Below are 25,648 nucleotides of genomic sequence, written 5' to 3' on the forward strand. Positions count from 1 at the left end.
GAAGAGGAAAAGGTGGAACCATGACCACATCTCGACGGCTCCTGGCCGGGTCTGCGGCCCTGCTGATCGGAGCGGGACTGCTGACAGGCTGCAGCGGCGGCGCGGGGGGCGGCTCGGACGACGGCACGCTCACGCTCTGGCAGAACTCGACCACCGGCCCCGGCCAGGACTTCTGGACGGCCACCGCGGCCGACTTCGAGAAGGCCAACCCGGACGTGACGATCGACGTCCAGACCGTGCAGAACGAGGACTTCGACAGCAAGCTGCAGACCGCCCTCAACTCGGGCGACGCACCCGACGTCTTCCTGCAGCGCGGCGGTGGCAAGCTCCAGGCGATGGTCTCGGCCGGCCAGGTGAAGGACATCACCGACGGCATCTCGGCCGACGCCAAGAAGGACATCAGCGAGGGCACCTTCGGGGCAGGCTCGATCGACGGCAAGGTGTACTCCATGCCCATCGCCGTGCTGCCCGGTGGCTTCTGGTACAGCAAGGACCTCTTCGACGCGGCCGGCATCACCGAGGCCCCGACGACGATGGACGAGCTCGACCAGGCCGTCACCGCCCTCAAGGGCTCGGGCGTCTCGCCCGTCGCGCTCGGCGGCAAGGACGCCTGGCCCGCCGCCCACTGGTACTTCTTCTTCGCGCTGCGCTCGTGCAGCTCGGACGTGCTCGAGCAGGCCGCGACCGACCGTGACTTCAGCGACGACTGCTGGGTCAAGGCCGCCGAGGACCTCGCCGACTTCCGCGACACCGAGCCCTTCAACGACGGGTTCCTGACGACGGCGGCCCAGCAGGGCGCCGGCAGCTCGGCCGGCCTCATCGCCAACCACCAAGCCGGCATGGAGCTCATGGGCGCGTGGGACCCGGGCGTCATCGCCTCGCTCACGCCCGACGCGCAGCCCCTGCCCGACCTGGGTTGGTTCCCCTTCCCCGCCGTCGCCGGCGGTGACGGTCAGGCCGGCGCCATCATGGGTGGCGTCGACGGGTACTCCTGCTCGGCCGGTGCTCCCGACTCGTGCGTCGACTTCTTGAACTACCTGGCGACCCCCGACGTGCAGACGGCCTACTACAAGGCCTTCAACGCGCCTCCCGTGAACACGGTCGCCCAGCAGGCGGTCACCGAGCCCTACCTGCAGGACGTGCTCAGCGCCTACAACGACGCCCCGTTCGTCTCGCAGTGGCTCGACACCGTCTACGGCCTCAACGTCGGCAACGCGATGAACGTCGCCGTGGTCGACCTGCTGTCGGGCGACGGCACGCCGCAGCAGTTCGTCGACGCCGTCGACTCCGCCGCCAAGAAGGCGTAGGGCCCCGTCGTGAGCCTCCGCGAACCCGCCGTGCGGCCCGCCGCACCCTCGCGGGCTCACGCCACCGCCGGGGGCGACGCACTCGCGTCGCCCCCGGCGGCCTCCCGGGCCGTGTCCCGGAAGGGGCGTGGCGCCCGCGTCCTCGAGATCTCCCTGCTGGTCGGACCCGCCCTCGTGGTCTTCTTGGCCTTCGTGGTGTTCCCGATCGTGATGGCCGCCTACTACGGCTTCTTCAGCTGGCAGGGCTTCGGCCCGCCGACCGACTTCGTCGGGTTCCGCAACTACGTCACGATCTTCCAGGACTCGACCTTCCTCGACGCGCTGCGGCACAACGCCACGATCGTCGTGCTCTCGCTCGTGCTGCAGGGCCCGGTCGCCATCGGCCTCGCGCTGCTGCTCAACCGCAAGCTGCGCGGGCAGTCGCTGATCCGCGTGCTGATCTTCGTGCCCTACGTCATCAGCGAGGTCGTCGTCGGCACGGGCTGGAGCCTCATGCTGCAGGGCAGCGGTGCCGTCAACGACCTGCTGACGAAGGTGGGCCTCGGCTCGCTCGCCAAGGACTGGCTCGCCGACCCGAGCATCGCCATCTGGACCCTGCTGGTGATCATCACCTGGAAGTACGTCGGCTTCGCCGTCATCCTCTTCCTCGCCGGCCTCCAGGGCGTGCCCGAAGAGCTCAGCGAGGCCGCGGCCATCGACGGTGCGAGCTGGTGGCAGATCCAACGCCGCATCACGCTGCCGCTGCTGGGGCCGACCCTGCGCATCTGGGCGTTCCTGTCGATCATCGGCTCGTTGCAACTGTTCGACCTCGTCTACATCATCTGGGGTCAGTACATCGCGGCGACCGCCGGCACCTCGACCATGGCGACCTACATGGTCGCGAACGGCCGCACCTCGGGCAGCTACGGGTACGGCAACGCCGTCGCCGTCGTGCTGTTCCTCATCTCGCTCGTCGTCGCCCTCGTCTACCAGCGCTACGTGCTGCGGCGCGACACGGCGGGCGCCGTCACGACCGCCGCCACCACCGCAGGAGAAGAACGATGACCGCCAGCACCCTGCCCGCCCGCCCGCGCGGCGGCACCCCCGCCCCGGCGGCGCCCCGGCCGACGAGGCGCAGGAGGCGCGGCATCGCCGACCCCGGACGCGGCGTCGCGTACGTGGTCGCGGCGGTCGTCATCGCGGCGATGCTCGCGCCCGTCGCGTTCATCGTGATCGGCGGCTTCCGCACCAACGCGCAGATCACCACCGACCCGTCGGGGCTGCCGAGCCCGTGGCAGGTCGGCAACTACCTCGACGTGCTCACCGGCGGCACGTTCTGGCGTCAGGTCGGCAACTCGCTGATCTCGGCGGGCGCGACCACGATCGGCACGGTCGCGCTCGGCCTGGCCGCCAGCTACGTGCTCGCCCGCTACCGGTTCGCCGGCCGCGGCGTGCTCTACGCGCTGTTCGCCGCCGGGCTGATGTTCCCCATGACCGTGGCCATCACCCCGCTCTACCTGGTGATCCGCGACCTCGGGCTGACGAACTCGTTGGCCGGCGTCATCCTGCCGCAGATCGCGTTCGCGCTGCCGACGACGATCATCATCCTCGTGCCGTTCCTCCGGGCGATCCCCGACGAGATCGAAGAGGCCGCCTTCATCGACGGCTGCAGCCGCCTCGGCTTCTTCTTCCGCATGGTGGTGCGGCTGTCGCTGCCCGGCGTGATCACCGTGGGCATCCTCGCGTTCATCGGCGCCTGGAACTCGTACCTGCTGCCGCTGTTCATCCTCAACGACCCGTCCACCTTCACGCTGCCCCTCGGCGTGCAGGCGTTCTCGTCGCAGTACTCGGTCGACACCGCCCGGGTGCTGGCCTTCACGGCCCTGTCGATGCTGCCGGCGCTGATCTTCTTCAGCCTCTTCGAACGCCGCATCGTCGGCGGGCTCACCGGGGCGGTCAAGGGATGACCGACACCGACACCGCGACCGCCACCGACACCGACACCGCGACCGCCACAGACCAGGAGGCGCGAGCCCACATGACCGACACCGCTCACCGACCGCAGGCCCTCACGGTCGGCGAACCCCGCGCCTCCGACCGGGTGGCGTCGCTGCTGGCCGAGATGACCCTCGACGAGAAGCTGGCACAGCTCGTCGGCTGGTGGGTCGACCAGGGAGCCGACAACGTGGCCCCGATGCAGGGCGAGATGGCGTCGTCGGGCGACTACGAACAGGCCACCCGCCACGGGCTCGGCCACTTGACGCGGGTCTACGGGACGCGGCCGGTGGACCCGGCCGAGCGCGCCTCCTGGTTGTGGCGCGAGCAGCGCCGCCTGCGCGACGAGACCCGACTGGGCATCCCCGCGCTGGTGCACGAGGAGTGCCTGACCGGGCTGGCCGCCTGGCAGGCCGCGACGTTCCCGACGCCGTTGGCCTGGGGCGCGTCGTTCGACCCCGAGCTGGTCGAGCAGATGGCGCGACTGATCGGCGGGTCGATGCGCGACCTCGGCGTGCACCAGGGCCTCGCGCCCGTGCTCGACGTGATCCGCGACCCGCGCTGGGGTCGCGTCGACGAGTGCATCGCCGAGGACCCCTACGTCGTCGGCACCATCGGCACGGCCTACGTGACGGGGCTGCAGTCGGCCGGCGTCCACGCGACGCTCAAGCACTTCGTCGGGTACTCGACCTCGGCGGCGGGCCGCAACCACGCCCCCGCGCAGGTCGGCCCGCGGTTCGTCGAGGACGTGCTGCTGCCGCCGTTCGAGATGGCCGTCCTCGACGGAGGCGTGCGCTCGGTGATGAACTCGTACGCCGAGATCGACGGGGTGCCCGTCGCCGGGTCGCCGTCGTACCTCACCGACGTGCTGCGTCGGCGCTGGGGGTTCGACGGGGTCGTCGTGTCGGACTACTTCTCGGTGGCCTTCTTGCAGGTGATGCACGCGGTCGCGGCCGACCGCGGCGAGGCCGCCGCCCTCGCCCTCGAGGCCGGCATCGACGTCGAGCTGCCCACGGGCGACGCCTACCTCGAGCCCCTCGCCGAGCGCGTGCGTGCCGGAGAGGTCGACGAGGCGCTGGTCGACCGGGCCGTGCTGCGCGTGCTCGCCGAGAAGGAGGAGCTCGGGCTGCTCGACGAGACCTTCGAGACGCCGCCCCCGACCTCGATCGACCTCGACTCGGCCGAGCACCGCGCGGTCGCGCGTCGTCTGGCCGACGAGTCGGTCGTCGTGCTGACCAACGACGGGGTGCTGCCCCTGGTGTCGGGTGGTGCCGACGGTGCCGGGCCGGCCTCGGTCGCGGTCGTCGGGCCGAACGGTGACAGCGCCGAGGCCCTGATGGGCTGCTACTCGTTCGTCAACCACGTGCTCGCGCACCACCCCGGCGTGCCGCTCGGCATCGAGCTGCCGACCGTCGCCGACGGCCTGCGCGCCGAGCTGCCCACGGCCGAGGTCGTCGTCGAGAGCGGCTGCGACGTCGAGGGCGACGACCGGTCGCGGATCGCCGCCGCCGTCGAGGCCGCCCGCGGGGCCGAGGTGGCCGTCGTGGTCGTCGGCGACCGGGCCGGCCTCTTCGGCCGCGGCACCGTGGGCGAGGGCAACGACGTCGAGAGCCTCGAGCTGCCGGGGGTGCAGCGCGAGCTCGTCGAGGCGGTCGTCGCGACGGGCACGCCCACCGTCGTGGTCGTGCTCTCGGGCCGGCCCTACGCCATCGGGTGGGCGATCTCGGGCGAGTCGGCGCCGGCGGCCGTCGTGCAGGCGTTCTTCCCGGGGGAGGAGGGCGGCGCAGCCGTCGCGGGCGTGCTGACCGGCAGCGTCGAGCCGTCAGGGCACCTGCCCGTGTCGCTGCCGCGCTCGGCAGGGGCGCAGCCGTTCTCGTACCTGCACCCGGTGCTCGGCGGGCCGTCCGAGGTGACGAGCGCCGACAGCACGCCGGTGCTGCCGTTCGGCCACGGCCTCTCGTACACCTCGTGGCGTCGCTCCGACCTGGTCGTCGACTCGGCCGACGTGCCGGCCGGCGGCTCGTTCGTCGCGTCGGTCACCGTCGCGAACACCGGCGACCGCCCGGGCACCGACCTCGTGCAGCTCTACGCGCACGACGTCGTCGGCTCGGTCACCCGACCCGTCGCGCAGCTGCTCGGCTACTCACGCGTCACCCTCGACCCCGGTCAGGAGGCGCGGGTCGCGTTCCGCGTGCCGACCTCTCGCCTGGCGCTGACCGACCGGCACCACCGACGGGTCGTCGAGCCCGGCGACGTCGAGCTCTGGGTCGGCGGCTCGTGCGCCGAGCGCGAGACCGAGTCCTCCGTGCGGATCACGGGCGAGGCGTACCCGGTCACGATCGCGGACGAGCGGATCGTCGGAGTCGAGATCGAGGCGCTCGCCGGCGCCTGAGGCGGGCCTGCTCGGGCGGCCGACCCGCGCCTCCTGCGCCTGAACCCCGTTCACGAAGATGAACCCCGTTTTCTCGTGGTTCGTCTTCGTGAACGGGGTTCGTCGCGGCGCGTCGCGGCGCTGCGCGGCGCCGCGCGGCGCTGGGAGGCAGGAGGCGCGGGGCGGCCACCGCGGTCAGGGGCCAGTAAGGCGACACGTGTAGCGTTACTGACGACCGTGCACCGTCGCACGGCGACTGGCCCGGCGCCGTGTCGGGCCCCGCACACGAGAGAACCGGAGCCCGCACCATGGAGCGTTTCACCGACAAGGTCGTCCTCATCACCGGCGGGGGGTCGGGCCTCGGCCGGGCCGCCGCCGTCCGCGTCGCCGGTGAGGGGGCGAAGCTCGCCCTCGTCGACGTCTCGGAGAAGGGTCTCGCCGACTCGCAGGCCGCCGTGCTCGAGGCCGTCCCGGGCGCCGAGGTGCTGACCGTCACGGCCGACGTGTCGAGCGAGGACGACGTCGCCCGCTACGTCGCGGCCACCGTCGAGCGCTTCGGTCGCATCGACGGGTTCTTCAACAACGCCGGCATCGAGGGCAAGCAGAACCTCACCGAGCGCTTCGGTGCCGACGAGTTCGACAAGGTCGTCTCGATCAACCTGCGAGGGGTGTTCCTGGGCCTCGAGAAGGTGCTCGGCGTCATGCGCGAGCAGGGCGACGGCGGCGCCGTGGTCAACACCGCGAGCGTCGGCGGCATCCGCGGCGTCGGCAACCAGTCCGGCTACGCCGCCGCCAAGCACGGCGTCGTCGGCCTGACCCGCAACTCGGCCGTCGAGTACGGCCAGTTCGGCATCCGCGTCAACGCGATCGCGCCCGGCGCCATCTGGACCCCGATGGTCGAGGCCTCGATGCGCCAGATCGACGCCGACGACCCCAAGGGCGCCGCCGAGCAGTTCATCCAGGTCAACCCGACCAAGCGCTACGGCGAGGCCGCCGAGATCGCCTCGGTCGTGGCGTTCCTGCTGTCGGACGACGCAACGTACGTCAACGCGGCGGTCGTGCCGATCGACGGCGGGCAGTCCGCGAAGTACTGACGCACGCGGCGGTCGCGTCCCGGGGTGCCGACCCGCGCCTCCTGCGCCCTCGAACCCCGTTCGCGACGATGAACCCCGAGAGATCGGGGTTCGTCGTCGCGAACGGGGTTCGTCGTCGTGCGGAGGCGCGGCGCGTCAGCCGGTCGACTCGCGCTCGTGCACCCGCACCGCGCCGTAGGTGACGCCCGCCGAGGTCGTCCCCCCGATGGCGTCGACCAGGTGCTGGGCGGCGGCCCGGCCGAGCTGCTCGAGGTTCATGTCGACGCTGCTGAGCGTCGGGCGGGACTCGCGCACGAGGACGTCCCAGTTGTCGAAGCCGATCACCGCGACGTCGCCCGGCACCGTGCGGCCCTCGTCTCGAAGCGCGTCGAGCACCCCTCGCGCGATGTGGTCGCTGCCGGCGATGACGGCGTCGATCGTCTCGTCACCTCGGACGAGGAGGCGCGCGCAGTCCCGCCCCCAGGCCTCACCCCACTGCCCGTAGAGAGCCGCACCCCCGACGAGCTCGAGCCCGGCCGCCTGCGTGGCCGCCACCACCCCCGCCGCCCGGTCGCGCGCCGCGGCGTACGACGATTCGCCGTTCACCAGGGCGATGCGACGGCGCCCCTTGCCGATCAGGTGCTCGGCCGCCAGGCGGCCGGCCTGGACGTTGTCGGGCGTGAAGGACGCGTCGGCGGGGTCGGTCGACGGGGCGTAGACGTAGACCACCGGAACGTCGGACGCCAGGGGAGCGGGCGGCCGGGGGTTGGTGGTCCGCCCCACGATCAGCAGGCCGTCGACGCGTCGGGTGAGCAGGTTCTGCAGGTGCAACTGCTCGCGCAGGGCGTCGTCTCGCGCGTCGGCCAGCAGCACCGAGAGCGACCCCGAGCCGAACGCGTCCTCGGCGCCGAGCAGGACCGGCAGCACGAAGCGGTTGTCGAGGTCGCTGGTGACCATGCCGATCGTGCCGGTGCGTTGAGAGTTCAACGCCTGGGCGAAGAAGTTCGGGGTGAACGACAGGGCGGCGGCCGCCTCTTCGACCTTCACCCGCGTGCTCTCGCGCACCTGCGCCCGCCCGTTGAGCGCCTTCGAGGCGGTCGCGACCGAGACGCCGGCGGCGCGCGCCACGTCGGCGAGCGTGACGGGTGCCGCCGTGCCCCGCCCGCCGTTGCCTGTGCCCATGCAGCGAAAATAGTTCACGAACGTGTTGACAAGCAACTGCGCCGAATGTAGCTTTCAACCCGAAACCGGTTTCGGTTCTAAGATCTCGACGGCGAGACGGTCGTGCACCCGCACCGCACGACGCTCTCTGGGCGAGCAACCCGCAGCATTCAGAGAGGAATCCCTGTGATCTCGTTCATCCGCAGCAAGACGGCGGCCGTCGCCGTCGTCGGCATCGCCGCCGCGTCCCTCGCACTCACCGGCTGCGCCGGCGGTTCGGGGTCGGGTGGCAGCACGTCCGCCGCCTCGGGCACGTACACCTTCTGGGATCCGTACCCCCAGTTCGACGACTCGTCCGACTGGGCGAAGCTCGTGCAGGCCTGTGGCACCGAGGCCGGCGTCACGGTCGAGCGCACCGGCTACGACACCTCCGACCTGACGAGCAAGGCGCTGCTCGCGGGGCAGCAGGGCAACTCGCCCGACCTGCTGCTCGTCGACAACCCCGTCGTCTCGACGCTCGCCGAGGCGGGCCTGCTCACCGACACCGACGAGACCGGCGCCGACACGGCCGACATCGAGCCGAACATCCTCGCGGCCGGTCAGATCGACGGCAAGACCTACGGGGTTCCCATCGGCGCCAACACGCTGGCGCTGTACTACAACAAGAGCGTCCTCGACGCGGCAGGCGTCGACCCCGCGTCGATCACCGACTGGGACAGCCTGACCGCGGCGCTCGAGAAGGTCACGGCCGCCGGGAAGAAGGGCATCACCTTCTCGGGCATCGGCACCGAGGAGGGCAGCTTCCAGTTCCTGCCCTGGTACTGGGGTTCGGGTGCCGAGCTCACCGACCTCTCGTCGGACGACGCCGTGTCGGCGCTCAGCCTCTGGACCGACTGGGTCGACCAGGGTTACGCGCCCAACTCGGTGATCGGCAACACCCAGACCACGAGCTGGCAGGAGTTCTTGACCGGCGACTTCGCGTTCGGCGAGAACGGCACCTGGCAACTCGTCGGCGTCAAGGAGTCCGGCATCGACTACGGCATCATCTCGATCCCGGCGAAGGACGGAGGCGCGGCGCCGGCCCCCACCGGCGGCGAGTTCCTGACGGTCCCCGTCCAGGGCGACGACGCCCGGTACGACGTCAGCGAGAAGATCCAGTCGTGCCTGACCAGCACCGACAACCTCGTCGCGACCGACACGACGCTGTCGTACGTCGCCCCGACGAAGGACGCCCAAGAGCAGCAGGTGCAGGCAGACCCCGACCTCGAGCCCTGGGTGACCGCCGTCGGCGACGCCAAGGGGCGCACCAGCGACGACCTCGGCACGAAGTACCCGAAGATCTCGGAGCAGCTCTGGAAGGCCGTGCAGAACAGCCTCAGCGGCTCGGCCTCACCCGAGGACGCGCTCGACGAGGCCCAGCAGGCCGCCGAGTCGGCCACGAAGTAACCGTCCACCCCTCGCGGGCCGGCCTCCGACGACGACACGACGACACGACGACACCCGGAAAGGGCAACCATGAGCACCGACATCCTCGAACGTCGTGAAGCCGTGCCGGACGGACGGCCGGGCGGGACGCACGTCCCGCCCGGCACGTCCGGGCGTCCGCGGCGTCGCCGCCGCCCCGACGCGAGCCAGCTGACCGCCTGGGCCTTCATCGCCCCGGTCGTGACCTACCTGGCGGTGTTCTACGCCTACCCCTTGATCCGCAACGTCGACCTGTCGGTTCGGGACTACACGGTGCGGTCGTTCATCGACGGCACGGCACCGTTCATCGGGCTCGACAACTTCACCGACGTGGTCACGAGCCCCACCTTCGGCCCGGCCCTGACGAACACCCTGCTCTTCACCGGGGTGTCCATCGCGTTCCAGTTCTCGATCGGCATGGCGCTGGCCGTGTTCTTCTTCCAGCGCTTCCCGTTGTCGGCCACCCTGCGTGCGCTGTTCCTGGTGCCGTGGCTGCTGCCGCTGATCGTCAGCGCCTCGACCTGGTCGTGGATGCTCAACAGCGAGAGCGGCGTCGTGAACTCGGTCCTCGAGACCCTCGGCGGCAGCCAGGTCAACTGGCTGACCTCGCCTCGATGGGCGCTGACCAGCGTGATCGTGGCCAACATCTGGATCGGCATCCCGTTCAACCTGGTGATCCTGTACAGCGGCCTGCAGAACATCTCGGGCGACATCTACGAGGCTGCGTCGCTCGACGGGGCCGGCGCCTGGCAGAAGTTCTGGCGAATCACCTTCCCCCTGCTGCGCCCGGTGTCGGCCATCACCATCCTGCTCGGCCTGGTCTACACGCTGAAGGTCTTCGACATCATCTGGATCATGACCCGCGGCGGCCCGGGCGACGCCTCGACCACCTTCGCGATCTGGTCGTACCAGCTGGGCTTCGGGTCCACCCTGCCCGACTTCGGCCCGGCCGCCGCCGTCGGCAACCTCCTGATCGTGATGGCCCTCGTCTGCGGATTCGTCTACCTGCGCGTGCAGAGGAAGCAGAACCAGTCATGACCGTCACCTCCCGAGCGTCGGCACCGCGATCGGACGTGCGCCGCGCCTCCTCACGTCGTGCCGGCCGGCGCAGCCTGGCCACGACCGTCCTCGGCGTCGTCTTCACGGCGATCATGCTGTTCCCGATCTACTGGATGATCAACGTCTCGCTGACGCCGACCGCGCAGATGCGGCAGAGCCCGCCGTCGTGGTTCCCGACGAACCCGACGCTCGACGGTTACGCCGCCGTCGTCTCGGAGCAGCTGCCCTACCTCGGCACCAGCCTGCTCGTGGGCCTCGGCACGGTCGTCGTGACGATCGCGCTGTCGGCACCGGCCGCCTACTCGCTCGCCAAGCTGCGCCCCAAGGGCGGAGGCGCGCTCAGCTTCGTCCTGTTGGTCGCGCAGATGATCCCCCAGGTCATCATGGCGATGGGGTTCTACGCGATCTACCTCAACCTGGGCATCCTCAACCAGTGGTGGGGGCTCGTCATCGCCGACTCGACGCTCGCGGTGCCGTTCGGCGTGCTGATCTTCACGGCCTTCATGAGCGGCATCCCCGACGAGCTGATGAGCGCCGCGAAGCTCGACGGTGCGAGCGCGTGGCGCACCTTCGTCTCGGTGGTGCTTCCGGTCAGCCGCAACTCGGCCGTCACCGTCGGGCTGTTCGCGTTCTTGTGGGCCTGGTCGGACTTCGTCTTCTCGTCGACGCTCAACAGCGGCGGATCGGCGCAGACCATCACCCTCGGCATCTACCGCTACATCGGCAACAACAACCAGGAGTGGAACTCGATCATGGCGACCGCCGTCGTCGCGTCGATCCCCGCCACCGTCCTGCTCGTGGTCGCCCAGCGCTACGTGGCCGCCGGCGTCACCGCCGGTGCCGTCAAGGACTGACCCGACATGACCACCACGCAAACCCCGAGGAGCACGCCCGTGACCACCACCCACCCCTCGACGACGGCTTTCGCCGGGCCCGTCTCGCCCAGCCGGTCCGCCCTCACGCCGCTCGACGCCTCCGAGATCCGCCTCACCGGTGGTTACTGGGGTCAGAAGCAGCGCCTGAACGCCGACGTCGTGCTGCGGCACTGCGAGGACTGGATGGAGCGCATCGGCTGGACCGGCAACTTCGACCGGGCCGCCTCGCACGAGACCGGTTGGGAGCACGCGGGCATCGAGTTCGTCGACAGCGAGGTCTACAAGCTGCTCGAGGGCATGGCCTGGGAGCTCGGCCGGTCGCACGACGACGACCTGGCCGCGCGCTACGACCGGCTGGCGTACCGCGTCGCCTCGGCACAGGAGGAGGACGGCTACCTCCACACCAGCTTCGGGCGGCCCTGGCAACGTGCCCGGTACTCCGACCTCGAGTGGGGTCACGAGCTCTACTGCTTCGGCCACCTGATCCAGGCAGCCGTGGCCGCGGCCCGGACGGGCGTCGAGGGTCCGCTCGTCGACGTCGCGCGCCGGCTCGCCGACCACCTGTGGGAGGCCTTCGGGCCGGAGGGGCGGGTGGCGGTCTGCGGACACCCCGAGATCGAGGTCGCCCTGGTCGAGCTCGGCCGCGCCCTGGGCGAACCCCGGTACGTCGAGCTCGCCCGCCAGTTCGTCGAGCGCCGCGGCCACGGTCTGCTCGCGCCGATCGAGTACGGGCAGGAGTACTTCCAGGACGACGTGCCGGTGCGCGAGGCCGAGGTGCTGCGCGGGCACGCCGTGCGAGCGCTCTACCTCGCGGCCGGTGCCCTCGACGTCGCCGTCGAGACCGGTGACGACGAGCTCGCCGACGCCGTCCGCCGTCAGTGGGAGGCGACCGTCGCCCGGCGCACGTACGTCACGGGTGGCATGGGGTCGCACCACCAGGACGAGGCGTTCGGCGCCGACTTCGAGCTGCCGCCCGACCGGGCCTACTCCGAGACGTGCGCCGGCATCGCGTCGAACATGGTGTCGTGGCGGTTGCTGCTGCAGGACGGCGACCCCCGGTACGCCGACCTGATCGAGCGGACGCTGCTCAACACGGTGATGGCCTCGCCGCGCGAGGACGGCCGGGCCTTCTTCTACACGAACACGCTGCACCAGCGCACCGACGGCGTCGCCCCCGACGAGGACGAGCTGAACGCCCGGGCCCTGTCGAGCCTGCGGGCGCCGTGGTTCGAGGTGTCGTGCTGCCCGACGAACGTGGCCCGCACGCTGGCGAGCGTCGAGCTGAGCTTCGCCACGACCACGGCGGACGGACTGCAGCTGCACCAGTACGGCGACTACGACGTCGACACGGCCCTGGCCGACGGCACGCCCGTCGCGGTCTCGGTCCGCAGCGGCTACCCGTACGACGGCGACGTCACCGTCACCTGGCGTGAGGACGCCGGGCGCGAGGTCGGGCTCGACCTGCGCATCCCGTCGTGGGCGGGGTCCGCCGCGGTCGGTGGCCCCGGTGAGGAGCCGTCGACCCGGGTGGGGCGCGTGACGACGGTCCGGCGTTCGTTCCGCGCCGGTGACGTCGTCACGGTCCGGTTCCCCGTCGAGGCCCGCTGGGTGACGCCGGACGCCCGCATCGACGCCGTGCGCGGACAGGTCGCCGTGCAGCGGGGGCCGCTCGTGATGGCCCTCGAGTCGACCGACCTGACCGAGGGCGACGTCAACGACGTGGTCGTCGACATGTCGGTCGAGCCCGTCACCACGGCGCAGGGAGCCACCGTCGAGGTGTCGCGCCTGACCGACGACGGCGACGACTGGCCGTACGGCCGGTCGCACGACTCCCGTCGCCCGCTCGGTCCCGTCGACCTCGTGCCCTACGCCACCTGGGCGAACCGCGGGCCGTCGACCATGCGCGTCTGGCTGCCGGTCGCCGAGGAGGCGCGCCCCGCGTGACAGCCCCGGGCTCCTGAGAAGGCCCGGTCGCCCGACGGCTCTTCCCGTCGGGCCGGGCGGTGGGTCGTGGTCGGGTACCGTGACCCACCGCTCCTCCGTGCGCCGCGCCTCCTGACCGTCGTCCGGAGGCGCGGCGCCTCAGCGGACGGTGACCTTGACCGCCTTCGAGACGCTCGTCGACACCGCGCTCGTCCCCGCGTACGAGGCCGACAACGAGTACGTGCCCGCCCGGGTGAACTTCGACACGGGCACGGTGACCTTGCCCGCGCCCGTCGCCGGCAGCTTCGCGGTGCCCACGACGCGGGTGCCGACCTTGACGGTCACCGTGCCGGTGGGGTTGCGCACGCCCTTGGCCGCCACCATGACCGTCACGGTCGGGGCGGTGTTCTTCTTGACCGAGGCCGATCCGGTCGCGAGGGCGCTGGTCGACGGTGCCTTCGCCACGGTCAGGGTCGCCGTGCCGCTCGTCGACGCGGTGATCGACGCGTCGCCCGGCGTGAAGGTCGCCACGAGGCGGTGCGTGCCCACGGCGGTCGTCGCGGGCACCGCGTAGCTCGCCTTGCCGCCCGAGACAGCGACCTGGGCCACGCGTCGGCCGTCCATCGACACGGCGACCGTGCCGGTCGGCGCGACCCCGGCCACGCCGGCGACGGTGACCGTCGCCGTCACGGGCGACGAGCCGTAGGTCTGCGTGCTGCGGCTGAGGGTCAGCCTGGCCGTCGAGGCGGCCTTGTCGACCGTGACCGCCACCGTCGTCGAGTCCGAGCCGGCCTGGGCGGCCGCGTCGGGGACGAAGGAGGCGCGGAGCGAGTGGGCGCCCGCCTTGGTCGTCCCCGGCAGGGTCACCGCGGCACGCCCGTCGGTCCCGACCCGCACGGAGCCGACCGCGCTCGTGCCGTCGCGGAGCGTGACGGTGCCGACCGGGGTGGACCCGTCGGCCGTGACGACCCTCGTGGTGGCGGTGATGCGCGTCGCCGAACCGTAGGTCTGCCGCGTGCGGTCGACGGTCAGGGTGCTCGTCGTGGCGACCGGGGTGACCGGGGCGGGGGCGGCGACCGGCTTCTGCTTGGCGGCGCCGGCGAGCGTGACGTCGAGCACCGCGCCTCCGGAGGGCGTCATCGACCGCACCGACACGGTGAAGCCGTCGTTCGCGCTCGTGAACGACTCGCCCGCGTCGAGGTGCGTGTCGCGACGGCTGGGGTCGCCCTTCGCGTCGAGGCCGACGGCCAGGGCGACGGTCGAGGTGACGGTGCCCGAGAGGGTGAGGGGCCGCAGCACCCGCACGCTGCCGGTCGTCCTGTCGCTGGTGAGCGCGCAGCGGGTGTAGCCCGGGGCGACGAGCGCGCACGACGACGACCGGCCGGCGAACTCGGCGCTCGTGGCGTCCTGGCCGGTGGCGGTGCGGTACTCGAGGTAGTAGTCCTGACCGCTGATGGGGTCGACCACCTTCACGGCCCGGCCGGTCGCGGCGCCGTCGAGCGAACCGACGACGACCTGGCGCGTGGTGCCGGCCCCGCTGACGGTCGTGACGTCGTTCAGGTAGCCCGCCCGCACCCGCTGCACCGACGACAGGTGGGGCCGGGCCGACGAGACCGAGTAGCCCATGATGTCGAGGAAGTCGCCGTACTCGAGCACGGGGCAGGCGGCCGGGGTGTCGGTCGACGTGGCGTAGCGGTAGTCGCCGGCGGCGCCGTCGAACGAGGTCGTGCTGCGGCACATGCCGGCCCCGGCGTGGCCGAAGCCCAGGTTGTGGCCGAACTCGTGCAGCAGCACGGGGACGCCGAGCGCGGTGCCCGTGCCGTACGAGCTGAAGATCTCGCCCCCGTCGCCGCCGACCGTGCCGAACGCGGTCGTGCCGCAGGTCTCGCGGGTCAGCACGAGCAGGTGCTCGTTCGTGCCGGCCCAGGCGTAGCGGGCGAACCGGCCGTCGAAGGCCGCGGTGTGCACGGTGTTGAGCACCGTCGAGGGGTTGCACGAGGCCTGGTCGAGGGGGCGCGTCTCGATGCCGCCGAGCGTCACGTCGACGGTGTGGCCGGACTCCTCCCACCAGTAGTCGTGCAACTGGCTCACCGCGGTGCGGATCGAGGCCTCGTCGGGGGGCGTGGCGGAGTCGTCCGAGGTCGTGGCGGTCACGGTGGCGACGCTCACGTAGACCGGGTGCGTCGTCACGGTCGTGGCGCGCGAGACCTCGTCGTCGGTCTGCGCCTTCATCAGCGGCGACGCGGGCACCTCGACCATGTCGTCCGAGAGGTCGGCCGTGACGCCCGGCTCGGCCGAGGAGGCGTCGGCCGTCGCCACCGGAGGCGCGTCGTCGGTCGGCGAGGACGCGGCCTGGGCCGGGGCGGTCGCGAGGGCGGTGAGCAGCAGGGCCGCCGCGGCGGTGGTCGCCGCGAGGCGGCGGATCGGGGACGAGGGCATGGCAGGGCTCCGGGGCTGTCTCGGCGCGCGGGTCGTCACCGAGGGCGGTGCGCCTCCGGCGGACGTCGGGGAACGCCGGAGGTCCTGCCGCCTCGACGGACGTCGGGGAACGCCGAGGCGGCAGGGAGTGCTCCGGCGGACGTCGGGGAACGCCGGAGGGATGACGGCAGCGAGCCGTCCACGGGGGTTCATGCCCGTGCATCGAACACAACCACCGTCGGGCGGTGCCGCGAACCCCCCGTCCGAGGCCGCGCCCACCCCCAGAACAGGATTGTTCGGAATCTCGGCCGCCGCGCCTCCCCTGTCTGGGTGTCAGCCCTGACCGCCGCGGCGCCCGGGTATATCGTCCGGGTGTCGTTCGACCCCGTTCCACCCTCGAGAAGGAGAACACCATGAACAACACGTCATCTGCCGGAACCTTCGGCATGGGCACCGGCCTCGACGGCATGTGGCAGGCCATGGAGCAGCTGCGCTCGACCTTCGACCGCCGCGAGGGCACCCGGGCGCCCCGGGGCGAGGTGCGCGCCGCCATCCTCGCGCTGCTGGCCGAGCGACCGATGCACGGCTACCAGATCATCCGCGAGATCGAGGACCGCAGCGGCGGCGACTGGAAGCCCAGCGCCGGCTCGGTGTACCCGACCCTGCAGCTGCTCAGCGACGAGGGGCTCGTCGCTGCCGAAGAGACCGACGGCCGCAAGGTCTACTCGCTGACCGAGGCCGGTCGCGCCGTCGCCGGCGCCGACGACTCGGCACCGTTCCGGGCCGCCGGGCCGTCGTCGGGCGACCGCTACACGGCACTGCCCAAGGCCGGGGTCGACCTCGCCCGCGCCACGGCGCAGGTCGGTCGCTCCGGTTCGCCCGAGCAGGTGGACGAGGCCGTGGCGGTGCTCGACGACGCCCGGCGTCGCATCTACTCGATCCTCGCCCGAGACTGACGCGGGTGTCGTCCGCCGGACACGATCCGTCCCGTCCCGCCTTCCAGGACGCCGCGGGTCGCGCCCGATACCGCCGCATCCTCCGCTTCGCCTCGCGCCACCTGGCCGTCACGTGGTGGTTCGAACTCGTCCTGCCGCGCTTCGGCCTGAGGCGGCTGGCAGAACGGACGAGGGCGCGGCGCATGCGCCGGTTCGCCCGCGGGTTCCACGCGCTCGCCCTCGACCTCGGCGGCCTGATGATCAAGGTCGGCCAGTACCTGTCGTCGCGCCTCGACGTGCTGCCGCCCGAGATCACGAAAGAACTCGAGGGCCTGCAGGACGAGGTCACCCCGGTGCCGTTCGAGGGCATCCGCGCGCTCGCCGAGGCCGAGCTCGGGCGACCCCTCGACCGGGTGTTCACCACGGTGGCCCCGTCGCCCATCGCCGCCGCCTCGCTCGGTCAGGCGCACCGGGCGACGCTCGGCCCCGCCGACTCGGCCGACACCGGGCTGGAGGCCGTCGTGCTCAAGGTGCAGCGGCCCGGCATCGACGCGATCGTCGACGTCGACCTCGCGGCCCTGCGCCGCGTCGGCGGCTGGCTCAGCCACGTCCGGCTCGTCTCGGACCGGGTCGATGCCCCCGCGCTCGTCGAGGAGTTCGCCCGCACCAGCCTGGAAGAGATCGACTACCTCAACGAGGCGGCCAACTCGGCCCGGTTCGCGGCCGACTTCGCCGGCGACGACCGGGTGAGCGTGCCCGAGGTCGTCTGGGAGCGCACCACGCGCCGGGTGCTCGTGCTGGACGACGTCTCGGCGATCAAGATCACCGACGTCGAGGCGTTGGCCGCGGCGGGCATCGACCCGGCCGACGTCGCGCCGGTCTTCGCCGAGGTGATGTTCGACCAGCTCTTCACGCACGGGTTCTTCCACGCCGACCCGCACCCCGGCAACATCTTCGTGACCCCGGTGCCCGACGCGGTCGACGGCGCACGGCCGTGGAAGCTCACCTTCATCGACTTCGGCATGATGGGCGAGGTGCCGACGGGCACCCGCACCGGGCTCCGCAAGCTGCTCATCGCGGCGGCGTCGCGCGACGGCTCGGGCATGGTCACCGCCATGCGCGACCTCGGCGTGCTGCTGCCGAGTGCCGACACCGTGGGGCTCGAGCGAGCCGTCAGCGCGACCTTCGCCCGGTTCGGCGGCATGGGCTTCGCCGAGCTGCGTGAGGTCGACCCCCGTGAGTACCGCGAGTTCGCCGGCCAGTTCGGCGACCTGATCCGGTCGTTGCCGTTCCAGCTGCCCGAGGACTTCCTGCTCGTCCTGCGGGCCATGACGCTCACGTCGGGCGTCGCGAGCGCGCTCGACCCGAGCTTCAACCTCTGGGACTCGGTCGAGCCGTACGCGGCGCAGCTGATCCGCGACGAGCGGGGCAATGCGGTGCAGGACGTCGCACGGCGGGCGCTCGACGCCGCCTCCGTCGCCGCGCGACTGCCCGGCCGCCTCGACGGTCTGGTCGACCGCCTGCAGGACGGGTCGCTCGAGGTGGGCAGCCCGCGCATCGAGCGCCAGCTCGGACGCATCGAGCGGGTGGCGCGGCGGGTCGTCTCGGCCGTGCTCTTCGGGGCGCTGCTGGTCGCCGGGGCCGTTCTCCGCAGCGGCGACGACGTGCTGGGCACGGTGCTGATGGTCGTCTCGGCGGTGCCGTTGCTGCACGCCCTGCTGGCCGGCCGCGGTCGCTGACGGCGCGACCACCGGCCCGAAAGGGGTACAGGGGGTTCCCCCTCACTGGGGACACCGGGACCCTTACCCGGGGGACGATTCGTGGGTACTTTCGGCTCATCGGCACCGTGCCGACACGTCGCGCGCCCCCTCCCGACCCGCACCACGGGGGCCCGACGCACCCCACCCGAAGGACTCCCCGACATGTCCCGATCGATCAGTCGCGCCCGCTGGACGCGCCGTGCCCGCTGGGCCGCCGTGCCCGTCGCCGTCATCGCCTCCGGAGCCATCATCTCGACGGCCTCGTACTCGGCGTTCTCCGCCACCACCTCGAACCCCACCAGCAACTGGTCGACCGGCGCCGTCCAGCTCACGGACGACGACGCCGACGTCGCCCTGTTCTCGGCCTCGAACCTCGTGCCCGGCGACAGCGGCACGAAGTGCATCACCGTCACCTCTAAGGGCAGCGTGCCCTCGGCGGTCCGGCTCTACGGCACGTCGGCCACGACGACCAACTCGCTCTCGTCGTACCTCGACCTGACCGTCCAGCAGGGCACCGGCGGGTCGAGCACCTCGTGCGACTCGTTCACCCCCTCCTCGCAGAACGCCCAGGTCTTCTCGGGCACGCTGGCCGACTTCGCGAGCCAGCGGACCGGGTACGCGAACGGCGCCCCCACCTGGTCGCCCGCCGGCACGACCCCTGAGTCCCGGTCGTTCAAGTTCACCTACACGCTCAACCAGTCGACGCCGAACTCCGGTCAGGACTCCCGCGCCGCGATCGCCTTCACCTGGGAGGCCCAGACCCGCTGACCCGGTCGTCGACCCCCGTCGACCTCCGAGCCCGGCCACGCCGCCATGACGACCGCCACCACGAGCCCGCAGAGCCGAACCGCTCTGTCGTTCTGGGGTGCGCTGTGCCTGGCGACGACCGCGCGGGTCGTCCTCGCGACGGCCGTGTGCCTCCTGCTCTGGGCGGCCGTCCCGGCCCTGTGGGGCTGGTCGCCGACCACCGTCGTCTCGGGCTCGATGGCGCCCGCCATCGTCGCCGGCGACGTCGTCGTGGCGATGCCCGTCGCCGTCGACGACCTCGACGCGGGCCAGGTGCTGCTCGTCGACGACCCCGACCGTGCCGGCGCCCTGCGGTTGCACCGGCTCGTCGACACCACCGACGACGGGCTGCGGTTGCGGGGCGACGCCAACGCCGACGTCGACTCGAGCCTCGTCCCGACCGAGGCCGTCCGCGGCGTGGGCGTGCTGCTCGTCCCCGCGATCGGTTCGGCGATGCTGTGGCAGGGCGGCGACCGTGCCCTTGGCGTGCTGGTCGTGTCGCTCGTGGTGCTGCTGTTGCTCGCCGCCACCCGGCTCGAGCCGGCGACCGACGACGTGGCCGACCCGCTCGCCCTCTCACGCCACCGGGCGAGGACGCCACCGACGGGGCGGACCCGCGTGGCGCGCGTGTCGGGCGCGGTGCTCACGGTGGTCGCCGGGGTGGCCGTGCTCTTCGCCGTCGTCGGGTCGAGCCACGCCGCCTTCTCGGCCACGACGTCGACGCGCGCGACCCTCGCCACCTCGCGCTTCGCCTGCCTCGACCGTCCGGTCGCGGCCCAGGCACGGTTCGCCTACCAGTTCAACGACGGCGCCGGCACGACCGCCCGCGACGCCAGCGGCAACGGGCGGACGGGCACGCTCACGCAAGGGGCCACGATCCGCGACGGCACCTGCGCGGCCGGTGACAGCCCCTACCTCCGGCTCGACGGCGTGAGCGGGCAGGTGACCACCGCGCAGGCGCTCGACGGGCCGCAGGTCTTCACGGTCGAGACCTGGTTCCGAACGACCACGACGACGGGCGGCAAACTGATCGGCTTCGGCAACAGCCAGGCCGGGGCGTCCAGCCAGTACGACCGCCACCTCTACCTCACCGACAAAGGCACCCTGGTCTTCGGGGTCTACAGCGGCGGCTACTTCACGATCGAGAGCCCGCGGGCCTACGCCGACGGTGCCTGGCACCTCGCGACGGCGACCCTCGGTCCCTCGGGCATGGCGCTCTACGTCGACGGCACGCAGGTCGCGTCGTCGACCCAGTCCGCGGCGGAGAACGCCAGGGGGTACTGGCGCATCGGTTACGACGCGGTGAGCGTGTCCTGGCCGTCGTCGCCGACGAGCAAGTACTACAAGGGCGACCTCGACGACACGACCGTCCTCGACGTGGTCTCGACGCCGGCCGAGGTCAGCGCCCGGTACTCGGCAGGCCGCTGACCACGGGGCCCCAGACCGCGACCCCGTGTGCCCCCTACTGGGCGTCGATCGCGGCGCGGGGATTCCGTAACGTCGATCCGTGATCCACGAGACCCACTCCGACCCGGCCCTGACCCCCGCCGCGTCGCCCACCCCCACCACCCCGTTCGGGGCCCCCTCGGCCGCCGTCGAGCGACGCATCGCCATCGTCGAGGCGGCGATGCGCGTCTTCACCGACCACGCGTTCCACGAGGCCACGTTCGAGCTCGTCGCCGAGGCCGCCGGCCTCTCGGCCAAGACCGTGCGCGACGAGTTCACCCACTGGCACGGTCTCGTCCTCGCGACGGTCGACCTCTGGGTCGGCCGCCGCACGCGGCCGTTGATGCCCCTCGCCCAGACGCACGGCACGATCGCCCTGCTGCGCGCGATCGTCGCGGCCAACGCCGCCGAGCCCGCGCTCATGCGTCTGCTGAGTGCCGTCGTCAACGTCGCGGCGACCCCCGGCCACCCGGCGGCCCCGCTGCTGCACGACCAATGGCAGCAGTTCTACCGGCTCGTCCACGCCTCGCTGGCCCGCGACGTCGAGGTCGGGCGCGAGCCCGACACGATGCAGCCGTCGCGCGGTGCCGAGCAACTCATCGCCCTCTACGAGGGGCTGCAGCTGCAGTCGATGGTCCGACGAGACATGGACGTCGTCGCGTCGTTCGATCGCGCGGTGACGCGGCTGCGGGCCGGCTGGGGCTCGGTCTACGTGCCCCCGGCCTGGGACCTCGAACTGGTCTGACGCCCCGATGGTCGCCGGGACGATCTCGACGGGATCGGGGTACATCTGAGGCGACCTCATGGACAACGGGGGATCGTCGGCGTAGAAAAGACGGCACATCGCGTCTTACCAGCGTGGTGCAGGGGTGAGACACCCCGCCGCCGGGCCCGACCGACCCGGCTGGAGACGCGACCGAAGAAGGTGCGCCGTGGATCAGACGGCCGAGACGACGACGAGGCGACCCGCCCCGCTCCGTCTCGTGCGCCTCCTCGGCCTCTCGGGGCTCGCCGCCGTCGGCCTGGTGGGCCTCGGACTTGCGTTCTCGTCGACGTCGGCCTCGGCCGACGAAGCCCCCTCGTCGCTCCTCGGTGGCGTGACCTCGGCCGTCGGCCAGGTCGCCGGCTCGCTCGACGCCCCCGTGGCCGCCGTGGGTCAGACCGCAGGAGGCGCGGTGTCGCAGGTCACGGACGTCGCCGTCCAGGCCACGGCCGTCGCGCCCCCGGTGCAGCAGGTCGTGCAGGCCGCCGCGCCCGTGGTGCCCCAGGTCGTGCAGCACGTCGCGGCCCCTGCACCCGTCTCGTCGGTCGTCGCGCCCGTCGCCCAGACCGTGGACCAGGTCGTCGCGGCCGTGCCCGTGGTGTCGGCCGTCGCCGGCCCTGCTCCGGTCGCGACCGTGACCGACCCACTGACCGGCGTCGTCGACGACGGTCTCGCCGCGGTCGGTGACGCGGCGGCGGCCCCGGCCACCCCGATCGTGCCGCCGGTCGTGCCCGAGGGCATCACGCCCCGGCTGGGCAGCGACCTCCCCGCGGACGGCGCTCTCGTCGGCTCGAACCCGGACTCGCTCGACGCCCTCGGCTCCTCGGCCGGCGACCTCGCGGCCGCCGGGTCGAACGCCACCGCCGAGCTCGACGCGTCGTCGACCACGTCGGTCGGCGCGCACGCCCTCGCGACGCTCCGCGACCGCATCGCCTCCGGCTCGACCCGGGTCACCGACTCGACCACCGCGCCCCTGGCGCCCGCCCCCGGCCCTGCGCACTCGCCCTCGGGCGACGACCACGGCGCACCCGCCCTGCCCTCGACCACCGGCGGCAGCGCGAACGGGCAGGCCTCGGGCGGCGGCGCGACCGGCGGTGCCGTCGCGATCGACGCGACCCGCGCCTCCCAGCTTCCCGGACTCGCCGTCTCGGCGGGGTCCGCGGACGGCGACGACGACCTCCCGTCGACGCCTGCGTACGACACCGACTCTTCTCCCGACTGAGGCAGGTCGCGTCGCCCCTGCAGCCCCCGGCTGCCGGCGACATCAGCGACCCCGCCGCGACCACGCGGCACCACACACCTCATCTCTTGGAGAAGACCATGAACAAGTACGTCTCGAGAGGGCTCATGGGAGCGCTCTTCGTCGGGGGCATCTGGGCCCTCGGAACGACCGCCGCGAACGCGGCGACCACCACCGGCGACGACGGGCTGCTCTCGGGCACCCAGGTCGGCGCCGTCGTCGAGGCCCCGGTCTCGGCCTTCGGCAACGCCGTCAGTGTGCTCGGTGACTCGAGCAGCACCGCGGCACCGGCTGCGGCGCCTGCCGCGGCGCCTGCTGCAGCACCTGCTGCACCCGCCGCCGCACCTGCCGCACCTGCAGCCGCACCTGCTGCTCCTGTCGCTTCCGCTCCGGCGGCGCCGGTCGCGCCCGTCACGACGACGAGCGGTGACTCGGGCCTGCTCTCGGGCAGCCAGGGCATCGTCTCGGTCGACGTGCCCGTCACGGTCGGCGGCAACGCCGTCTCGGTGCTGGGCGACTCGTCCAGCACGGGAGCCACGGCCCCCGCCGCCGCACCGGCGGCCCCCGCCGCTCCTGCTCCCGCCCCGGCTCCGGCCGCCACCTCGGGTGACGACTCGGTCGGCTCGGGTTCGCAGGCCGTCGTCGACGTGACCCTGCCGGTCACGGTCGGCGGCAACGCGATCTCGGTGCTGGGCGACTCGGCCAGCACCGGCAGCACGACCGATGCCCCCTCAGGAGGCGCGGCGGACGACGCCACCGCCGGCGCCGGCACCACGAGCGGTGACGACGGCATCCTCGGGGGCACGCAGATCGTGCCGTCGGTGGGCCTGCCCGTGACCGTGGGTGGCAACGCCGTCTCGGTCGTCGGCGACAGCAGCAGCACGGGCACGTCGACGGCACCCGCGGCCGGCACGGGTCCGACGGGCTCCGGATCGACCGGTGCCGTCACCAGTGGTGACGACTCGGTCGCCGGGGGCACCCAGGTGATCCCGGACGTGACCGCCCCGGTCACCGTGGGCGGCAACGCCGTCTCGGTCGTCGGTGACTCGGCCAGCACGGGGACGACGACCGGTTCCGGTTCGACGGGCACCGGCACCGGCACCACCGGTGGCAGCACGTCGGGTGACGATGGCATCCTCGGTGGCACGCAGGTCGTGCCGTCGGTGGGCCTGCCCGTGACCGTGGGTGGCAACGCCGTCTCGGTCATCGGTGACTCGGCCAGCACGGGGACGACGACCGGTTCCGGTTCGACGGGCACCGGCACCGGCACCACCGGTGGCAGCACGTCGGGTGATGACGGCATCCTCGGTGGCACGCAGGTCGTGCCCTCGGTGGGCCTGCCCGTGACCGTGGGCGGCAACGCCGTCTCGGTCGTCGGTGACTCGGCCAGCACGGGCACCACGACCGGTTCCGGTTCGACCGGCACCGGCACCACCGGTGGCACGACGTCCGGTGACGACGGCATCCTCGGTGGCACGCAGGTCGTGCCGTCGGTGGGCCTGCCCGTGACCATCGGTGGCAACGCCGTCTCGGTCGTCGGTGACTCGGCCAGCACGGGGACGACGACCGGTTCCGGTTCGACCGGCACCGGCACCACGGGCGGCAGCACGTCGGGTGACGACGGCATCCTCGGTGGCACGCAGGTCGTGCCGTCGGTGGGCCTGCCCGTGACCATCGGTGGCAACGCCGTCTCGGTCGTCGGCGACAGCGACACCACGGGCGGGACGACCGGCACCACGCCGACCGACCCCACCACGCCGACCGACCCCACCACGCCGACCGACCCGACCGACCCGACGTTCCCCGTCGACCCGGCCGAGCCCTTCGACCCGACCGACCCGACCGACCCGACGACGCCCACCACCCCGGGTGACGACGGCACGACCACGCCCGGCACCGACGGCACCGTGGTCACGACCGGCACGACCGGCACCGAGTCCACGACCGGCACCACCGGCACCGTGCTCGTGACGGCGGCAGCGACCGACCGCAGCGTCCTCGCCTCGGGGGCCCGCGCCTCCTCGGCCCTCGCGGCGGACTCGTCGCTCGCCTTCACCGGCGGCGACGCGACCGCCCCGCTCACGGGTGGTCTGCTGGCGCTGCTCGCCGGGCTCGGCCTGCTCGTGGCGGCCCGCCGCCGCTCGGCCCGCGCATGACGGCTCGCGCCTGACACGCACTCGCGCCGCTCGCACCTGAGCGACGCTCCACACCGACGGTGCACCGCAGACCTGGTTCAGGGGCCTGCGGTGCACCGCCGTGCGCGTCGCCGCGTCGCCGCGTCGGCCCGTCGCGGCACATCGTGCGGAATCGACTGGCGGTCCGGCCTGTTGCACGACACATGACGTCTGCACCCACCATCGGCATCCTCGGCGCGGGCAAGGTCGGCACCGTCCTCGCCCGCCTGCTCCACGCCGCCGGCCACCCCGTCCTGCTCGCCGGCTCGGGCGACCCCGCGCGCATCCGGCTGATCGTCGACGTCATCGCGCCCGGTGCCCGGGCGGTCTGGTCGGCCGACGCCGCCCGTGAGGCCGACGTCGTCGTGCTGGCGTTGCCGCTCGGCAAGCTCGACTCCGTGCCGGTCGAGGCCCTCGCGGGCAAGGTGGTCGTCGACGCCATGAACTACTGGTGGGAGACCGACGGCCTCCGCGACGACCTCTCGGACGCCCGCACCTCGACGAGCGAACTCGTCCAGCGACACCTGCCGGCGTCCCGCGTGGTGAAGGGCTTCAACCACATGGGCTACCACGACCTCGACGAGGGAGCCCTGCCGGCCGGAGACCCCGACCGCAGCGCCATCGCCCTCGCGTCGGACGACCGAGCGGCCCTCGACGTCGTCGCCGCGCTCGTCGACGCCGTCGGCTTCGACGCCGTCGCGCTGCCCACCCTGGCCGACGGCATCGCGCTCGAGCCGGGCTCGTTGGCCTTCGGCGCTGACGTTGGGGCGGCCGAGCTGACCGACACGGTGCGGAGCTTCTGGTCGTCGCAGCGAGGCCTGACCGTGGCCCGGGCTCGTGGGTGGGCCACGCACCCCGACGGAGCCCCGGCCCAGTCAGTCGACGAACCCTCAGAGGTCACGGCCGGGTAACGAAGTCG

General features: G+C 72.6%; 19 protein-coding genes. 17 read left to right on the plus strand and 2 right to left on the minus strand.

Features of this window, described 5'->3' with window-relative positions; all coding sequences use genetic code 11:
• Positions 1–20: 20 nt before the first annotated feature.
• From ITJ55_RS15545 to ITJ55_RS15565, 5 genes are all read left to right on the plus strand, one after another.
• Positions 21–1,307 carry an ABC transporter substrate-binding protein gene (locus ITJ55_RS15545; RefSeq protein WP_194596214.1) on the plus strand — a complete coding sequence of 429 codons (1,287 nt, stop codon included), beginning with the start codon at positions 21–23 and terminating at the stop codon, positions 1,305–1,307.
• 9 nt (positions 1,308–1,316) lie between these two features.
• Positions 1,317–2,351, plus strand: coding sequence for a carbohydrate ABC transporter permease (locus ITJ55_RS15550; protein ID WP_194596215.1), 1,035 nt, complete (start codon positions 1,317–1,319; stop codon positions 2,349–2,351).
• On the plus strand, positions 2,348–3,253 hold the full coding sequence (locus tag ITJ55_RS15555; protein WP_194596216.1) for a carbohydrate ABC transporter permease: 906 nt from the start codon (positions 2,348–2,350) through the stop codon (positions 3,251–3,253). The genes ITJ55_RS15550 and ITJ55_RS15555 overlap by 4 nt, the downstream gene beginning before the upstream one ends.
• 71 nt (positions 3,254–3,324) lie before the next feature.
• Positions 3,325–5,673 carry a beta-glucosidase gene (locus tag ITJ55_RS15560; protein WP_194596272.1) on the plus strand — a complete coding sequence of 783 codons (2,349 nt, stop codon included), beginning with the start codon at positions 3,325–3,327 and terminating at the stop codon, positions 5,671–5,673.
• 287 nt (positions 5,674–5,960) lie between these two features.
• Positions 5,961–6,746 (plus strand): SDR family oxidoreductase, encoded by a 786-nt coding sequence (locus ITJ55_RS15565; protein ID WP_194596217.1) that lies wholly within the window; start codon positions 5,961–5,963, stop codon positions 6,744–6,746.
• Positions 6,747–6,881: 135 nt separating this feature from the next.
• Here the strand turns inward: ITJ55_RS15565 and ITJ55_RS15570 are convergent, their stop codons facing one another.
• Positions 6,882–7,907, minus strand: coding sequence for a LacI family DNA-binding transcriptional regulator (locus tag ITJ55_RS15570; protein ID WP_194596218.1), 1,026 nt, complete (start codon positions 7,905–7,907; stop codon positions 6,882–6,884).
• A 165-nt stretch (positions 7,908–8,072) separates the two neighbouring features.
• On the opposite strand from ITJ55_RS15570, the gene ITJ55_RS15575 reads away from it, so the two are divergent.
• The 4 genes from ITJ55_RS15575 to ITJ55_RS15590 all read left to right on the plus strand — a co-directional run bounded on the left by ITJ55_RS15575 (position 8,073) and on the right by ITJ55_RS15590 (position 13,228).
• Positions 8,073–9,332, plus strand: a complete 1,260-nt coding sequence (locus tag ITJ55_RS15575; RefSeq protein ID WP_370544202.1) for an extracellular solute-binding protein — start codon at positions 8,073–8,075, stop codon at positions 9,330–9,332.
• Positions 9,333–9,401: 69 nt separating this feature from the next.
• Positions 9,402–10,388 carry a carbohydrate ABC transporter permease gene (locus ITJ55_RS15580; RefSeq protein ID WP_194596219.1) on the plus strand — a complete coding sequence of 329 codons (987 nt, stop codon included), beginning with the start codon at positions 9,402–9,404 and terminating at the stop codon, positions 10,386–10,388.
• Positions 10,385–11,263 carry a carbohydrate ABC transporter permease gene (locus tag ITJ55_RS15585; protein WP_194596220.1) on the plus strand — a complete coding sequence of 293 codons (879 nt, stop codon included), beginning with the start codon at positions 10,385–10,387 and terminating at the stop codon, positions 11,261–11,263. Before ITJ55_RS15580 ends, ITJ55_RS15585 begins: the two co-directional genes overlap by 4 nt.
• A gap of 39 nt (positions 11,264–11,302) precedes the next feature.
• Positions 11,303–13,228 carry a glycoside hydrolase family 127 protein gene (locus ITJ55_RS15590; protein ID WP_370544203.1) on the plus strand — a complete coding sequence of 642 codons (1,926 nt, stop codon included), beginning with the start codon at positions 11,303–11,305 and terminating at the stop codon, positions 13,226–13,228.
• Between the two features lie 138 nt (positions 13,229–13,366).
• Here ITJ55_RS15590 and ITJ55_RS15595 read toward each other — a convergent pair whose 3' ends face one another.
• Positions 13,367–15,646, minus strand: coding sequence for an Ig-like domain repeat protein (locus ITJ55_RS15595; RefSeq protein WP_194596222.1), 2,280 nt, complete (start codon positions 15,644–15,646; stop codon positions 13,367–13,369).
• Positions 15,647–16,038: 392 nt separating this feature from the next.
• On the opposite strand from ITJ55_RS15595, the gene ITJ55_RS15600 reads away from it, so the two are divergent.
• The 8 genes from ITJ55_RS15600 to ITJ55_RS15635 all read left to right on the plus strand — a co-directional run bounded on the left by ITJ55_RS15600 (position 16,039) and on the right by ITJ55_RS15635 (position 25,640).
• The gene (locus ITJ55_RS15600) at positions 16,039–16,581 is read left to right on the plus strand and encodes a PadR family transcriptional regulator (protein ID WP_228498739.1); all 543 of its coding nucleotides are present in this window, start codon (positions 16,039–16,041) and stop codon (positions 16,579–16,581) included.
• Positions 16,582–16,586: 5 nt separating this feature from the next.
• Positions 16,587–18,299, plus strand: coding sequence for an AarF/UbiB family protein (locus tag ITJ55_RS15605; RefSeq protein WP_194596223.1), 1,713 nt, complete (start codon positions 16,587–16,589; stop codon positions 18,297–18,299).
• 183 nt (positions 18,300–18,482) lie between these two features.
• Entirely contained in the window at positions 18,483–19,088 is a 606-nt protein-coding gene (locus ITJ55_RS15610) for a hypothetical protein (RefSeq protein ID WP_194596224.1), read from the plus strand.
• A gap of 45 nt (positions 19,089–19,133) precedes the next feature.
• On the plus strand, positions 19,134–20,534 hold the full coding sequence (locus ITJ55_RS15615) for a LamG-like jellyroll fold domain-containing protein (protein WP_194596225.1): 1,401 nt from the start codon (positions 19,134–19,136) through the stop codon (positions 20,532–20,534).
• Positions 20,535–20,613: 79 nt separating this feature from the next.
• Complete coding sequence (locus tag ITJ55_RS15620) at positions 20,614–21,297, plus strand: TetR family transcriptional regulator (RefSeq protein WP_194596226.1); 684 nt, start codon at positions 20,614–20,616, stop codon at positions 21,295–21,297.
• A 187-nt stretch (positions 21,298–21,484) separates the two neighbouring features.
• Entirely contained in the window at positions 21,485–22,537 is a 1,053-nt protein-coding gene (locus ITJ55_RS15625; RefSeq protein ID WP_194596227.1) for a hypothetical protein, read from the plus strand.
• A 98-nt stretch (positions 22,538–22,635) separates the two neighbouring features.
• The gene (locus ITJ55_RS16380; RefSeq protein WP_305038579.1) at positions 22,636–24,711 is read left to right on the plus strand and encodes a cell wall anchor protein; all 2,076 of its coding nucleotides are present in this window, start codon (positions 22,636–22,638) and stop codon (positions 24,709–24,711) included.
• Positions 24,712–24,893: 182 nt separating this feature from the next.
• Positions 24,894–25,640 carry an NADPH-dependent F420 reductase gene (locus ITJ55_RS15635; protein WP_194596228.1) on the plus strand — a complete coding sequence of 249 codons (747 nt, stop codon included), beginning with the start codon at positions 24,894–24,896 and terminating at the stop codon, positions 25,638–25,640.
• Positions 25,641–25,648 lie beyond the last annotated feature (8 nt).

It is taken from the genome of Frigoribacterium sp. VKM Ac-1396 (assembly GCF_015350895.1).
Lineage (GTDB): Bacteria > Actinomycetota > Actinomycetes > Actinomycetales > Microbacteriaceae > Frigoribacterium.